Raw genomic sequence first — 15284 nt, 5'->3', positions numbered from 1 at the left:
TAAATATAGGCCGCTGAATAATTTATATAACAAGATTATATAAACAGCGGCTTTTATATTACATAAATTACAAAGGAAAGGAAGAAAATTTATTATGGCAGTGTTAAAAGCTTTTAAGGCTATAAGACCTACAGAAAAATTAGCATGCAAAGTTGCAGAGCTTCCATATGATGTTATGAATACAGCGGAAGCCAGGGTAATTGGTGCAAAGAATGAATTATCTTTCGTCCATGTAGATAAGGCACAAATAGATTTACCAGTTGGCGTAGATCAGTACAGCAAAGAAGTTTATGAAAAAGCTAAAGAAAATTTATATGGAATGATTGAAAAGGGAATACTTGTTCAGGATAATAAGAAAAATTTATATATATACAGACAGATAATGAATGGCAGAAGTCAAACAGGTATAGTTGGGTGCACAGCTATTGACGACTATATTAATGGCGTTATAAAAAAGCATGAGTTTACACTTGCAAGTAAGGAAAAGGATAGAATAAATCATGTTGACTTTTGTAATGCAAATACTGGACCTATATTTTTAACTTATAGAGCTGACACGCGAATAAATGAAATTGTTAAAGAAGAAACTAAAAAGAAGCCTGTTTATGATTTTGTAAGTGATGATGGAATAGCTCATATAGTATGGGTAATAGATAATGATAAAACTGTAAATGAAATAGAAAATTTATTCAGTAAAGTAAATGCGCTTTATATTGCAGATGGACATCATAGGGCAGCATCAGCAGTAAAAGTTGGACTTAAGAGAAGAAAAGAAAATCCAGACTTTACAGGAGAAGAGGAATTCAATTTCTTCCTTTCAGTGCTTTTTCCTGATGAAGAACTTGCTATAATGGACTACAATAGAGTGGTTAAGGACTTAAATGGTATGACTGTTACTGAATTAATAAACAATATAAAGGAAAAATTTAAGGTAGAGGAAGTAAATAATGATAAAGCATATAGACCTCAAGAAAAGCATCAATTTGGAATGTATGTTGAAAAAAAGTGGTACAAGTTAACGGCAAAAGGTGGAACATTTGATGAATCTGATCCTGTTCTGAGTCTTGATGTTTCAATCTTACAAAACAATCTTCTTCATCCTATTTTAAATATAGGTGACCCTAGAGAAGATGATAGAATTGAATTTGTAGGAGGAATAAGAGGACTTAAGGAACTAGAAAAAAGAGCAAATACAGATATGAAAATAGCGTTCTCAATGTATCCTACAACAATAGAAGATTTAATGGGTGTCGCTGATAGTAATAATGTAATGCCGCCTAAATCAACCTGGTTTGAACCTAAGCTTAGAAGTGGACTGTTTATTCATGAATTGAAATAAGTTTCTATATAATTTTTCAAGAAAAGCTATTGATATAATGCAATCAAAATCGCATAGTATCAATAGCTTTTTCATTTTATAATATACTTTATCCTGTTATCATTGAAACAATAACACGGGTACATTCATCTATAAGTACATCCTTGTCTAAATCAGGGTTTATATTAAAGGCAAGCTCATCTTCAATATTTTCAATAAGAGAATACATCAAAAATGATTGCTCCTTTTCGTGTTTTAATTCAATTCCAGATTTATTAAGTTGCACAACAACAGCATCCATCATTGTAGTTTTAATATATTGAAAATATTCCATTACGTCTTTGTCAGTATGTACTAATGCCATAAGCTCATCATGTGATTTTTTGGGATAAACATTATGAAATTCAACAAAAACATTGAGAATACTTTTTACAGTAACAAAAAGATCATTACTTTCTGAAAGCTTACTAAATTCACTAACAATCTTATTTCTAAAAAACTTACCATTTTTATAAAGGCATTCAAGGAGTATGTCTTTCTTATCTTTAAAATATGCGTAAACAGTACCCGTTGAAAGTCCAGCTTTTTTTGCAATTTCTGCTGTATTCATATCGAAATAGCCATTTTTTGTGAAAAGCTCATAGGCTGCAGATAATATTTTTTCCTTTTTTTCTATTGAACGTTTTTGTTTCGGTTCACGAACTTCTCTATTCAAAGTATTCACTCCTAACAGCTTTTATAGTTATTTTAATACAATAAAAATGTGTTGTCAATATAATATGAAACTGAATTCATATTTATATTGACAAAGACTAGGTACAAGATTATAATATGAATATGAAATGAGTTTCATATTTTGGAGGTGGGTGCAAAATGAATAAAAAAGCAAAATATATTGGATTTATTGGAATATTAATATCAGCTTTTCTTGGAGTAATTGATAGTACAATTGTTAATATTGCTCTTCCTGACATAACTAATTATTTTAATGTAAGTTTAAAAGACACTAGTTGGATAAGCACAATTTATGCTTTGGCATTGGCTGTCTTTATGATTACTGCATCAAAGATTGCGGATCAATTCGGAAGAAAAAAATTAATGATTATAGGTCTTATAATTTTTGGCGTTAGTTCAGCACTTTGTGGATTTTCAAGTTCGCTATTATTTCTTATAGTAATGAGATTTATACAGGGTATTGGTGGAGCTATAATAACTCCAATAGTGCTTCCAATGGGAATTGAGATTTTTGGTAAGGAAAAAATGCAGATAGTTGTAGGAGCATCTGGTGCAGTAGTTGGTCTTGCAGCTGCAAGTGGTCCACCGGTTGGAGGAATTTTAATAAAATATATAAACTGGCAGTCAGTTTTCTTTGTAAATGTACCATTAACTATAATATCACTGGTTATGATATTACTTTTTGTAGAAGAATCTTATGATAATACAGTTTCTAAAAGTATAGACTGGCTTGGTATGATAACATTAACTATAAGTTTATTTTGTCTTACTTTTGCTCTTCTTAAAGGAAAAGATTATGGATGGACTTCAACTACAATAATAGTTTTATTTACAACTTTTGTAGTTTCTCTTATAGCATTTATAATAATTGAACTTAAGCTTTCTGAACCTATGGTAGAACTTAAGCTTTTTAAAGAACCTACTTTTACAGCTTCTAACATATGTTATTTGATAACTGGTTTTGGGCTTATGTGTCCTCTCCTTATTTTGAACTATTATCTTCAAAATGTGCTAAACTATGATACTCTTGAGGCAGCTTTTATTATGATGACGGTATCACTTACAGCAATGGTAGCAACCCCTACTGGAAGTATTTTAAGTAAAAAGATTGGTACAAGAATTGTAAATTTTATTGGTATATTAATGCTTGGAATTGGCACTTTTAGATTGTCATATTTGAGTGTAAATACTACTAAGGGTACTATGATATTTGATTTAATTATCTGTGGAATAGGTCTTGGATTTTCTGTTCAAGCGCTTTCATCTTCAGTTAAATACATCCCTAAAGAAAAAAGTGGAATGGGTTCTGGAATAATAAATGCCGCTAGGCAAATAGGAAGTTGTATAGGAATTGCAATTTTGGTAAGTATGTTAAATGGAAATGTATCTAGTGCAAAGGACGACATTAAAAAAGATGCTATTTCTTATATAAATAATAAACATGAAATAATATATCCAGTTAGAAAAAAGCTTGTAAAAATAATAAATGATGAATTTAATGATTCTGATAGTAATAGTAAAAGTAATATGTCGCAGGCTTCAATACAAAAATCAATTCAAAGTACTATTTTAAAGAATTCTGACCTGTTTTCTAAAGATGCCACTTTTGTTAATAATGATACACTCAAAAAGCTTTATGACGCAACGAGCAAACTTAGAGATGCTAATGGTAAAATTTACAATGGCGAAGAAAACTTAAATAATGGAATAAGTTCCTTAAAGGGTGGAATGGATTCCATATATAGTGGAGGTAATTCTTTAAATTCTGGAATTGGTACCTTTAATACTGGAATTAATAAAGTAGCTGAGGGTAGTCAAAAATTAAAGGATGCAAGTGATAACCTTCCTAATTTAGTAAATGGTATATCGGAGTTAGATGCTGGCGCTAAAAAGCTTCTTATGCAGTTTTCACCTGGTAATGGCAGTGTAACCTTATATGATGGAGCTTCTGGTATTAATAATGGAGCTCAAAAGCTTTCTAGTGGTGTTAATAGTTATGTTACAGCGGTAAATAACATGATGTACTTGATGATAAAAAATAATCCTGATTCAAATAAAATGCTCGAAATTTATGAAAATAATCTTAATACTGCAAAGGCTCAAAATGATAATAGTAAAATAGCAATGCTTTCAAGCTTAGTTACAGTTTATTCAGCGGCTCTGGATCCAAAAGTAACTAATGAAAGTGATTTTGAAAATAAATTAAATTCTATGGGAACTCAAAATATTGTGGCATCTGGAACGGCAGTTAAATCAGGAGCAAGCGGTGTTGCAGTAGCATCTTCAAAGGTTTTATCACAGTTTCAAGACGGCGGTAACTTTAAAAGTGGTGTAATTCAAATTTCAAGTGGATTAGATAAAGTTTCAGCAGGGTCACAAGGTCTATTAAAGCTTCAAACAGGAATAGGAAATATGAATGATGTAGTTTCCAAATTAAAAAATGGTTCATCTAAACTATATGATGGTTCAAATAAAGTTACAGCTGGAATGAAGGTTGCTAAGGATGGAACGGAAAAATTAAAAGATGGTTCAGATAAACTTGTAGATGCTTCGCTAAAAGTAAAAGATGGAACTCAAAAGATAGTAGAGAGTGAGGGAATGGCAGGTCAAAAAGGTGCACTGCAAGAGGTTTTGAATAAAGTTAAGGATGACAAAAATGAAAAAATATCAGAGGCTTTCAATAAAACATTTTCATTTGCTTCAATTATAATTATGTTATCATCAGTTTTAGGATTATTAACAGATAAAAAAGTTAATAATAAAAATGATATAAAATCTAATGATAATCTTTCCCAAAAAGTAATATAACTAGATTGAAACTAATTTATTAGATTATTTGATAAATTAGATTAAAATTTCCACCTCTTATTTGAATTTTTAAGGCTTTAGTGATAAACTAAGTTATGTATGTATGAAATTATTATATATTGTTTAATAAAGCTGAAATTAATACATTTATATATAAAAAATGCTTAATATTGGAGGGAGGAACCTATTGAATTTTATATTCAGTAGAAAACAAGTATGTTAGATTTAAAAAAGATAAGAAACAATCCAGAAGAAATAAAAAAGGCATTAACTAATAGAGGAGAGGACTTTGATGTTTCCGTCATAGATGAACTTGTAAAACTTGACGAAGATAGACGAAAAAAGCTCGTAGAGGTAGAAAACTTAAAGAGTAAAAGAAATAAAGATTCAGGAGAGATAGCTAAGCTTAAGAGGGCAGGAGAAAATGCAGATGAATTATTAACTGAAATGAAGAAAATTTCAGAAGATATAAAAGGAATCGATGCTGAGTTATCAGGTATAGATGAAAAAATACAGTATATAATGCTTAGAATTCCTAATATTCCACATCCAAGTGTTCCAGAAGGAAAATCTGATGCAGATAATGTTGAAATCAGAAAATGGGGAGAACCTAAGAAATTTAATTTTGATTTTAAAGCACATTGGGATATTGGAACAGATTTAAATATACTTGATTTTGAGAGAGCAGGAAAAGTAGCTGGCTCAAGATTTACTTTTTATAGAGGACTTGGAGCAAGACTTGAAAGATCTGTAATAAACTTTTTTCTAGATACACATATTGAAAAACAAGGATATGAAGAAATACTTCCACCATATATGGTAAATAGAACGAGTATGACAGGTACAGGTCAGCTTCCTAAATTTGAAGAGGATGCATTCAAAGTAGATAATGGTTTCTTCTTAATACCTACAGCTGAAGTCCCTGTTACAAATCTTTTCAGAGATGAAATACTAAAGGGAGAAGATTTACCTTATAAATTTGCTGCCTACAGCGCATGTTTTAGATCAGAAGCAGGTTCAGCAGGAAGAGATACAAGAGGTCTTGTTCGTCAACATCAATTTAATAAGGTTGAGCTTGTTAAATTTGTTAAACCGGAAGATTCTTATGATGAACTTGAAAAACTAACTCATGATGCAGAAGAAATGTTACAAATATTAAATATACCTTACAGGGTTGTTAGAATATGTAAGGGCGATTTAGGATTTACTGCAGCATTAAAATATGATATAGAGGTTTGGATGCCTAGCTACAATAGATATGTTGAAATATCAAGCTGTAGTAATTTTGAGGATTTTCAATCAAGACGTGCAAATATCAAATTTAGAAGAGAACCTAAAGCTAAACCAGAATTTATTCATACTATTAATGGTTCGGGGCTTGCAGTTGGAAGAACTGTTGCAGCAATATTAGAAAATTATCAAAATGAAGATGGAACTGTAACTGTTCCAGATGCATTAAAACAGTATATGAGAGTAGATGTTATAAAATAGGATAAAATGAAAGGTGATAAACCATAGAAGTTGGCTTGTCACCTTTTTATTTTGTATATTTTTATAATATATTATTTGGCGGTTAAATATCCCTGTGATTTTAATAATTCAGCACTTAAAACTCCGCCACCTGCAGCACCACGAAGAGTATTGTGGGATAGACATACAAATTTGTATTGAAATAATTTATCCTCTCTTAAACGTCCCATAGTTATGCCCATTCCATTTTGGAAGTTTCTATCTAATTTAGTTTGTGGCCTATCAGATTCATCAAAATAGTGTAAAAACTGTTTTGGTGCACTTGGTAGGTTTAATATTTGATCAGGAGCTTTGAAATTTTCCCATGCAGCTATTATCTCATCTTTAGAAGGTTTATTTTTAAAGTTAACAAATACAGCTGCTAAGTGACCGTCAGTTACTGGAACTCTTATGCACTGGGTTGTTATAATTGGTGATGAAGCGTTTATTATTTTACCATTTTTTATAGATCCCCATATCTTTAAAGGTTCATTCTCGCTTTTTTCTTCTTCACCTTTAATATAAGGAATCACGTTATCTAGGATTTCAGGGCATTCTTTAAATGTTTTACCTGCGCCTGATATAGCTTGATAAGTGCATGCAAGTATAGATTCAGGGTTATACTTCATAAGAGCACTTATAGGAGGTACATAGCTTTGAATAGAGCAATTAGGCTTAACACTTATAAATCCTCTTTTAGTTCCTAGTCGTCTTTTTTGAAATTCAATTATATCTGTTTGGTTTCCATTTATTTCAGGTATTAAAACAGGAACATCAGGTATGCCCCTATTAGCTGAATTATTAGATATAACAGGAGTTTCATGCTTTGCGTAGTTTTCCTCAAGAATTTTAGTTTCCTCTTTGTTTAATGATATTGCGCAGAATACAAAATCAACCATGCTTGAAAATTTATCAACATCTAAAGCATCCTCTACTACTATATTTTTAACATTATCAGGTATAGGCTCGTTCATTTTCCATCTATTTTTTACAGCTTCTTCATAAGTTAAACCGGCGGATCTTTTACTTGCAGCTATTGCTGTTACCTCAAACCAGGGATGATTTTTTAAGAGACAGGCAAATCTTTGTCCCACCATTCCAGTTCCGCCAATTAATCCAACCTTCAATTTTTTCATTGAAATCACCTCAAAACTTAATATTGATTGTTTATATTATATATGCTAACATATAAGTACATATTAGTAAAATTGATAATTTTGATTAAAACATTCAAAAATTTTGATAGGAATGATGTTTTATGGATTTTAAACAACTCAATACTTTTATAGCTATAAGTAAATACCAGAGTTTTACAGAGGCATCTAATGTGCTTAATTATGCTCAATCTACGGTTACTACTCAAATAAAGAGCTTAGAAAGTGAACTTAAGGTAAAACTTTTTGAGAGAATGGGCAAAAAAGTAACATTAACATATGAGGGTAAAAAGCTTCTTCCATATGCTAAACAGATGATTAAGCTTTCGAATCAAATGAAAAATATTGTAATAGATGATGGCAAGCCAAGTGGTACTCTTACTATAGGTGCAGCAGAATCTTTATGTGTAATAAGACTTCCAGAGGTTCTTAAAAGGTATAGAAAGCTTTATCCAGAAGTAGATGTTTCGCTTAAATTTGGTACTTGTTCTGATTTTAGGCATTTTCTAAAAGATAATATAATAGATGCAGCTTTTTCACTTGGAACTAAGATAGATTCTAAAGAATTTATATCAGAAGTTGAGATAGATGAACCTATGGTTCTTTTAACTTATCCAGGACATCCACTCACAAAAAAGGACAAGGTATTTCCAGAAGATATATCAGAAGAGCCACTCATATTAACGGAAATGGGATGTAGTTATAGAGCTGCATTTGAAAATATTCTAAGTGAGTACAATATAAAGCCTAATCTTGCGCTTGAAACAGGTAGTGTTCAAGCTATAAAACAATTTACTATGAGTGGACTAGGTACAACGCTTTTACCGAAAGTTGCTGTAGAAGATGAAATAAAGACAGGAAGATTAGTTCCTTTAAATTGGTGTGGACCGGATTTTGGTATTATATCACAGGTTCTGTATCATAAAGATAAGTGGATTTCGCCGGCACTTAGTGCATTTCTTAAACTGTCCAAGGAGATTATGTTAAAAAATAAATAATAAATATGAAATAAAACGTTGACATAAAAATCTTAGGATGATATAATAGTTCTTGTTGCAAGTTAGAAAATAAAATATTTTATTGTATTTTTATTTACTTGTTGACAAATTAAATATAAGTTGATATAATATTTTATGTCGTTGTTGTGGAAAGATGGTCGAGTTGGTTTAAGGCACCGGTCTTGAAAACCGGCGTGCGGGTAACCGCACCTAGGGTTCGAATCCCTATCTTTCCGCCATTTTATATAAAAAAGATTATTTAGTAGAACACATGGAGAAGTACTCAAGTGGTTGAAGAGGTGCCCTTGCTAAGGGTATAGATCGGGTAACCGGTGCGAGAGTTCGAAACTCTCCTTCTCCGCCAAAAGGACATTTATTTTATGAATGTCCTTTTATTTTTTCTAAAGATAGATAAACTTATATTATGTAAATATACTTAATGAAGTATAGGTTTGATTTTTTTGGATTATTGTGATAATATAAATATGCTTAGTAATTATGCGATAGTACCTCAACTGGATAGAGGACTCGGCTACGAACCGAGGCGCTGCGGGTTCGACTCCTGCCTGTCGCACCAAATAAATAAAAGCAGGCTTTCTAAATTAATTTTAGGAAGCCTGTTTTTTTATTTCTAGTTTGTAGGTATATTTTTTAATTCTATTGAATGAATAACTTTTGTATTTTTATCGAAATAAATACGAAGCTGTTGTCCATATTCACCAATGTCAGTATTGTAATATATTATCCAATTAGCTGATTTCATATAATCAACCTTTGGTTTACCATAAGCTTTTATTACATCTTCGTAAGTAGAAGATAGGGTAATGCTTTTTGGTAATACAACAGTATTTTTATAAGTATCACCGCTTTTTTCTATTTTAATAGCACCAAGCATAGCATCATCAAATTTCACGCTAGATCCACTTGTATTATATAAAGTTACATCAATACGAGTGTCTTCACCTTTATTTCCATCATCCATATGGATATCTTGTACATAATAGCCATTCTTCAAGGGTTGTCCTTTATCTTTATAATCATTATATTTAAAGCCGTTATCCTCTAATTTTTTAGCTTTAGTTGGAAGAGAATATTTTACACCATTTAAAGTTATGTCTCCGGATAATGGATCGCTTTTCATCTGAGAAGTATATTTGTTAATATCGTCTTTGGTTAATTTTTTTACTTTCTTAGAACCGCAAGCAGTAAAAGTTAATAGTATTAAGCACAAGCTCAAGCATAAAGTTATTATTTTTTTCATAAGTTCCTCCTGATTTTTCATTTGTAAATTTAACCACAGTATTATACCAATAAATTTAATACAAGTAAATATTGGATGATAACTTTTTAAAATATAGATATTATTAAAAAGTTATTGACTATAACATTATGTCATAGTGTAATATATATCGTATAAGGGGTTGGGCTTTTCGCTGACATTATGTAATAAACTATAATATGTCTTACCATAAAAAAGTTAAACTCATGCCGGCAGAGCATTAGGCAGTATTTATAGTTCTGAGATCAAAGTTAGAGGTGAAGTTATGAGAACAGTAAAACAAGTTTCAGATTTAACAGGGATAAGTGTACGTATGCTGCATTACTACGATAAAATTCAATTGCTAAAGCCAACCAAGTTAACGGAGGCAGGATATAGACTTTATGATGATAAGGCTCTTGAAATTTTGCAGCAGATTTTGTTTTTTAAGGAACTTGATTTACCACTAAAAGAAATTAAAGAAATCATAACTAGCCCGTACTTTGATAGGATGAAAGCGCTAGAAAGTCATAAGGAGCTAATTATTTTGAAAAGAGATAGATTAAATGGTTTAATAGAGCTTATAAATAAAACCTTAAAAGGAGAGAACGGGATGAGTTTTAAAGAATTTGATATGACTGAGTATTATAATGTTTTAGAAGAATTTAAGACAGAACACGAGGATAGGGTAATTAAAATATATGGTAGTATAGATAGATTTAATGAGCATATTGAAAAATTTAAGTCTAAGGAAACTGAGATTGCTAAAGAAGCTATAAAGCATTATGGAAGTATAAAAAAATTCACTGAAGCTATAAAGAAAAATTTAAATAGTGATGCAATAATTAAAGCAGAGCAAATTGATAAGTTTAAAAAAGATTGTTTTTATGAAAGACATTCTAAACTAAAAGAACTATATAAGAAACTTACGGCTGATTTAAGCAAAGATCCTTCTTCAAAGGGAATCCAGCAAGTTGCCAGTGAAATAACTAATATAGCTAAAAGAGATTATGAGGCTTTTAAAGGTGAACTCGGGGATTATTATTGGCTTACTATGGTACGACTATATTTGAATAATTACCCTAAGGAACTAGAAAAATATGATAAGGAAAATGGCGGAGTTGGCATGGCGTGGATAGATGAAAGATATGGAGAGGGTGCTTCTAAGTTTATTGGAAAGGCTTTGAAAATTTATTTAGGTGATTATGAACCTGAAATAGAGAAATTATATAAAAAACTTACAGAGAATTTAAGCAAGAATCCTACTTCAAAGGAAATTCAACAAATTGTTTCTCAAATAGCAAAGGAAAATCAAAGGCAAAATAAAATATTAAAGGTAGATGATGGCGATAATTTCTTTGGGTATATGTCAGAGTTTTATTTATCAAGAACTACTTTTATAAAATCAACAGATAAAAAGTATGGAAATGGTGCGTCAAAATTTATTGGAGAAGCCTTTAAATTTTATTCGAAGAATAGTAGATAATGAGTGGCAGTAGATAGTTTGATTAAAAAACTAGCTACTGTCATTTATTTTAATTTAAACTTGTTAATAATGAGTATTTATTATGTTATAATTATAAAGAATTATGCCTATATAATATGAAGAATGGTGGGAATAATAAAAAATGATTCTTTCGGGTAAAAAAATAAAAGAACAGCTAGGAAAAGAAATAATAATAAAACCTTATAATGAAAAACAGCTTAATCCAAACAGCTATAACTTAAAATTGCACAACGAACTTCTTGTTTATGATGAAGAAGTTTTAGATATGAAAAAGGAGAATAAAGCACATAAAATTATAATTCCTAAAGAGGGAATTATGCTTGAGCCTAGAAAATTATATCTTGGAAGAACTGTAGAGTATACAGAAACAGATAAATATGTTCCTATGCTTGAAGGAAGGTCATCAGTTGGAAGACTAGGGCTTTTCATTCATGTTACAGCTGGGTTTGGTGATGTTGGATTTAAGGGATACTGGACACTTGAAATATTCTGCGTTCAGCCTATAAGAATTTATCCTGATGTTGAACTATGTCAGATTTATTACCATGATTTAGATGGAGAATATGATAAGTATTCTAGCGGTAAATATCAGAATAATAAAGGCATTCAGCCAAGCTTACTTTATAAAGATTTTGAAAAATAATATGAAGGATATAGTATAATAATTAGGGTGGTATATTATGAATAATGAAATCATTAAATCATTAAAATATGAAGATATGTATGGTGAATTTTATTCTGATAAAAATTCAAAATCTCTTACTATCACATTTCCAGGAATAAATTATGACCATAACAAACCTCTTCTCTATTATGCAAGAAAAGTAGCTCTACAGAATTGTAATGACGTTTTATGCATAAATTATAAGAATGTAATTTCGTGGGGGGACATAGGTGCAAAGAAAATTGAAGACGTATCCATTGAAATTGCTGATATAATAAATAGAAGTATAAGAAGAGAGTATGATTGTATTTACTTTGTTGGAAAAAGTGTTGGAACGGAAATAGCAGGATGTACATCGGAAAAATTAAAATTAAATAATATTAAGTTCTTTTATCTGACACCTATTGATGAAACTTTAAAATACATAATTGACAGGGAGTGTACTGTAATATCAGGTACCAGTGATGAATTTCTAAAAAGAGAATGTGTAGATGAAATTAAGAAAAATAGTAATGTGAATTTAATGTTATTTGAAAAGGCAAATCATTCACTTGAGATAAAAGATAATATTATAAGAAGTCTTAAAATACTAGAAAGAGTAGTAGAAGAGTATATTGATTTTTTAAAATAGGAGGATTAGTGATGGAAAAATATAAGCAAGAATTTATAGAATTTATGGTGGAGAGTAACGTACTTACTTTTGGTGACTTTATAACTAAAAGTGGAAGAAGAACTCCATTTTTTATAAATACGGGAAATTATCAAACTGGTAGAGAACTAAATAAATTATCAAAATTTTATGCGAAAGCTATATATGATAATTTTGGTGATGACTTTGATATTCTATTTGGACCTGCATATAAGGGCATTCCACTAAGTGTTTCAGTAGCTATGGCTCTTGATACTGAATATGGAATTAACGCATCATATTGTTCTAACAGGAAGGAAGTTAAAGATCACGGGGACAAGGGAATACTTCTTGGTTCAAAGCTTAAAGATGAGGATAGAGTTATAATAGTAGAAGATGTTACTACGGCTGGAACTTCGGTTTATGAAACTATGCCTATCTTGAAATCACAGGCAGATGTTGATGTAAAAGGACTTATAATATCTGTTGATAGAATGGAAAGAGGAAAGGGAGAAAAATCTGCTTTAACTGAGCTTAAAGAGAAATTTGGCTTCAAGACATGTTCAATTGTTACCATGGCAGAGGTCGTAGAGTATCTTTATAACAGGAAGGTAAACGGTAAAGTTTTAATTAATAATGAAATGAAAGAGAAAATAGAAAATTACTACAAAGAATACGGAATAGTAAATGAATAATATTATATGAGATTAAATAAAAGTCATATCTAAATAAGATTTTATGGCTTAATTTTGAAAAGACTTAGAAATTCAATGATGATATATTGAAATTTCTAAGTCTTTTTATTATTTAAAAGTGATTTTTAGGATTTATGATATGAAATAATATTAATTGAAGTTAATTATTTATTTTTCATATACATGATGAAGTAGCTTATGAGCAAGGCCTTCACCTGGTTTTCCAAAGTAGCTATCATACATCTTTATTATAGCTGGATTTTCATGTGATTTTCTCTTTGGAAGATTTTTATCTTGGTTATATAACACAGAAGCTCTCAATGTTTTATAATCAATCTTTTCTCTATCTATTGCACTTATATGAGGTTGACCTCCGCCATTTACACAGCCTCCAGGACAAGCCATAACTTCTATAAAATGATATTGCTTTTCATCCATTCTTCCTGATTTCATAAACTCAAAGAAGTTAGCAGCACCGTTTATAACGGCAACATTATATTTGTTTTGAGCTATCTCAACTTCAGCTTCTTTAATGCCATTAAGACCTCTTACTTCAGTGTAATCAACATCATGGAGATCTTTGTTTTCTGCAAAATCTTTGGCTGTCCTTAATGCAGCTTCCATAACTCCACCAGTCGCACCAAAGATAGTTCCAGCTCCACTGTAAGTTCCCATAGCAGGATCAACTTCACTGTCTTCAAGATCAGCAAACTTAATTTTGGCATCTTTTATCATTTTAGCGAGTTCTCTTGTAGTTAAGGATGCATCGATGTCCCTCAAACCATTAGTCTCCATGGAAGGTAAATCTGCCTCGTACTTTTTATCATTGCATGGCATAATAGTAACAGTATAAACATCTTCTGGAGCAATTCCAGATACTGAAGGATAATATGTTTTAGTGGCAGTTCCAAATATTTGTTGTGGAGATTTTGCTGATGAAAGATTACCTAAAAGTTCAGGATAATAATTCTGAGCTAATCTTACCCATGCAGGGCAACATGACGTAAACATAGGGAATGGACCGCCCTTTTTAACTCTTTGAAGAAGTTCAGTTGCTTCTTCCATTATAGTCATGTCTGCACCAAAGTTTATATCAAATATTTTATCAAATCCAAGTGCTCTAAGAGCTGTATATAATTTTCCAGTTACATCTTTTCCCATGCCCATGTTGAATAATTCACCCATTGCAGTTCTTACAGAAGGTGCCATTGCAACAATTACGTGTTTTTTAGGATCGGCAAGTGCAGCCTTTACCTTTTCTATATGAGGCTGTTCTCTTAAAGCTGCAACAGGACATGCAGCAACACATTGACCACATAATAAACATTTTGAATCATCAAAAGATATATCATCAACAGTTCCAACAGCCCTTTGTCCATCTTTTTTTATGAATTGAATTGCAGAGGTGCCTGAATACTTTTTACAAGCAGCAACGCATCTTCCACATAATACACATTTTGTTCTGTCTATTATGATAGCCTTACTTCTATCGTCAACAAAAGGTGTTTTATCCTGTGGTAAGAAAGGTTTTGAAGCTCTTGCTTTTGTTTTTATAACAAGTTTAAGAAATTCACAATTTTCTCTTCTAGGACATTTACCACATTTAAATTCATGTTTATCGAGGAGCATTGAGACTCTCTTTTTTATCCTCTCTTTCACTTCATCGGATTCTGTATTTATAACCATTCCATCTTCAACTTTACAAACACAAGCAGCTCGGAATCCTTTGCCTTCTACTTGAACCATACAGACTCCACATTTTCCGAAATTACCGCAATCTTTTAAAAAGCATAGTGTAGGAATATCAACATTATTTTCTCTTGCTAATTCAAGAATAGTAATGTCTTTATCCGTTTGTACTTCCTTGCCATTTAAGATTATTGTTTTCATGATTATCCTCCCAATATTAGATTGTATATTAAAAATTAATATTAAATAACTTTGTTAAAAAATTCACGTTGTAAGACAGTAATTCATATCACATACAAATATAATTATATCATAATTAAT

At 30.9% G+C, this 15284-nt stretch carries 12 protein-coding genes and 3 tRNA genes; 11 read left to right on the top strand and 4 right to left on the bottom strand.

Features of this window, described 5'->3' with window-relative positions; genetic code table 11:
- Positions 1 to 94 precede the first annotated feature (94 nt).
- Positions 95 to 1339 (top strand): DUF1015 domain-containing protein, encoded by a 1245-nt coding sequence (locus tag BEE63_RS09910; RefSeq protein WP_066021232.1) that lies wholly within the window; start codon positions 95 to 97, stop codon positions 1337 to 1339.
- Between the two features lie 88 nt (positions 1340 to 1427).
- Here BEE63_RS09910 and BEE63_RS09905 read toward each other — a convergent pair whose 3' ends face one another.
- Positions 1428 to 2033, bottom strand: a complete 606-nt coding sequence (locus BEE63_RS09905) for a TetR/AcrR family transcriptional regulator (RefSeq protein ID WP_066021231.1) — start codon at positions 2031 to 2033, stop codon at positions 1428 to 1430.
- A gap of 158 nt (positions 2034 to 2191) precedes the next feature.
- Here BEE63_RS09905 and BEE63_RS09900 point away from each other — a divergent pair, with 158 nt between their 5' ends.
- Positions 2192 to 4861, top strand: coding sequence for an MDR family MFS transporter (locus tag BEE63_RS09900; protein WP_066021230.1), 2670 nt, complete (start codon positions 2192 to 2194; stop codon positions 4859 to 4861).
- Positions 4862 to 5077: 216 nt separating this feature from the next.
- Complete coding sequence (gene serS, locus BEE63_RS09895) at positions 5078 to 6352, top strand: serine--tRNA ligase (RefSeq protein WP_066021229.1); 1275 nt, start codon at positions 5078 to 5080, stop codon at positions 6350 to 6352.
- A 71-nt stretch (positions 6353 to 6423) separates the two neighbouring features.
- Here serS and asd read toward each other — a convergent pair whose 3' ends face one another.
- On the bottom strand, positions 6424 to 7506 hold the full coding sequence (gene asd / locus BEE63_RS09890) for an aspartate-semialdehyde dehydrogenase (protein WP_066021228.1): 1083 nt from the start codon (positions 7504 to 7506) through the stop codon (positions 6424 to 6426).
- A gap of 122 nt (positions 7507 to 7628) precedes the next feature.
- On the opposite strand from asd, the gene BEE63_RS09885 reads away from it, so the two are divergent.
- From BEE63_RS09885 to BEE63_RS09870, 4 genes are all read left to right on the top strand, one after another.
- A complete protein-coding gene (locus BEE63_RS09885) occupies positions 7629 to 8522 on the top strand; it encodes a LysR family transcriptional regulator (protein WP_066021227.1) in 894 nt (297 codons plus the stop codon).
- A gap of 148 nt (positions 8523 to 8670) precedes the next feature.
- Positions 8671 to 8761, top strand: a tRNA-Ser gene (locus BEE63_RS09880).
- A 34-nt stretch (positions 8762 to 8795) separates the two neighbouring features.
- A tRNA-Ser gene (locus tag BEE63_RS09875) sits at positions 8796 to 8886 on the top strand.
- A gap of 136 nt (positions 8887 to 9022) precedes the next feature.
- Positions 9023 to 9099 (top strand) — tRNA-Arg (locus BEE63_RS09870).
- 54 nt (positions 9100 to 9153) lie between these two features.
- On the opposite strand, the gene BEE63_RS09865 is transcribed toward BEE63_RS09870, so the two are convergent.
- On the bottom strand, positions 9154 to 9783 hold the full coding sequence (locus BEE63_RS09865) for a hypothetical protein (protein WP_066021226.1): 630 nt from the start codon (positions 9781 to 9783) through the stop codon (positions 9154 to 9156).
- 283 nt (positions 9784 to 10066) lie between these two features.
- Between BEE63_RS09865 and BEE63_RS09860 the strand changes: the two genes are divergently transcribed.
- From BEE63_RS09860 to pyrE, 4 genes are all read left to right on the top strand, one after another.
- Complete coding sequence (locus BEE63_RS09860) at positions 10067 to 11266, top strand: MerR family transcriptional regulator (protein ID WP_066021225.1); 1200 nt, start codon at positions 10067 to 10069, stop codon at positions 11264 to 11266.
- Between the two features lie 142 nt (positions 11267 to 11408).
- A complete protein-coding gene (dcd, locus tag BEE63_RS09855; RefSeq protein WP_066021224.1) occupies positions 11409 to 11930 on the top strand; it encodes a dCTP deaminase in 522 nt (173 codons plus the stop codon).
- 37 nt (positions 11931 to 11967) lie between these two features.
- On the top strand, positions 11968 to 12582 hold the full coding sequence (locus tag BEE63_RS09850) for a hypothetical protein (protein ID WP_066021223.1): 615 nt from the start codon (positions 11968 to 11970) through the stop codon (positions 12580 to 12582).
- Between the two features lie 11 nt (positions 12583 to 12593).
- On the top strand, positions 12594 to 13274 hold the full coding sequence (pyrE, locus tag BEE63_RS09845) for an orotate phosphoribosyltransferase (RefSeq protein ID WP_066021222.1): 681 nt from the start codon (positions 12594 to 12596) through the stop codon (positions 13272 to 13274).
- Positions 13275 to 13442: 168 nt separating this feature from the next.
- Here the strand turns inward: pyrE and BEE63_RS09840 are convergent, their stop codons facing one another.
- The gene (locus BEE63_RS09840) at positions 13443 to 15164 is read right to left on the bottom strand and encodes a ferredoxin hydrogenase (RefSeq protein WP_066021221.1); all 1722 of its coding nucleotides are present in this window, start codon (positions 15162 to 15164) and stop codon (positions 13443 to 13445) included.
- Positions 15165 to 15284 lie beyond the last annotated feature (120 nt).

The sequence above is a fragment of the Clostridium pasteurianum genome (genome assembly GCF_001705235.1).
GTDB classification, from domain to species: domain Bacteria; phylum Bacillota; class Clostridia; order Clostridiales; family Clostridiaceae; genus Clostridium_S; species Clostridium_S pasteurianum_A.
This window is presented reverse-complemented; position numbering and strand designations above follow the sequence as displayed.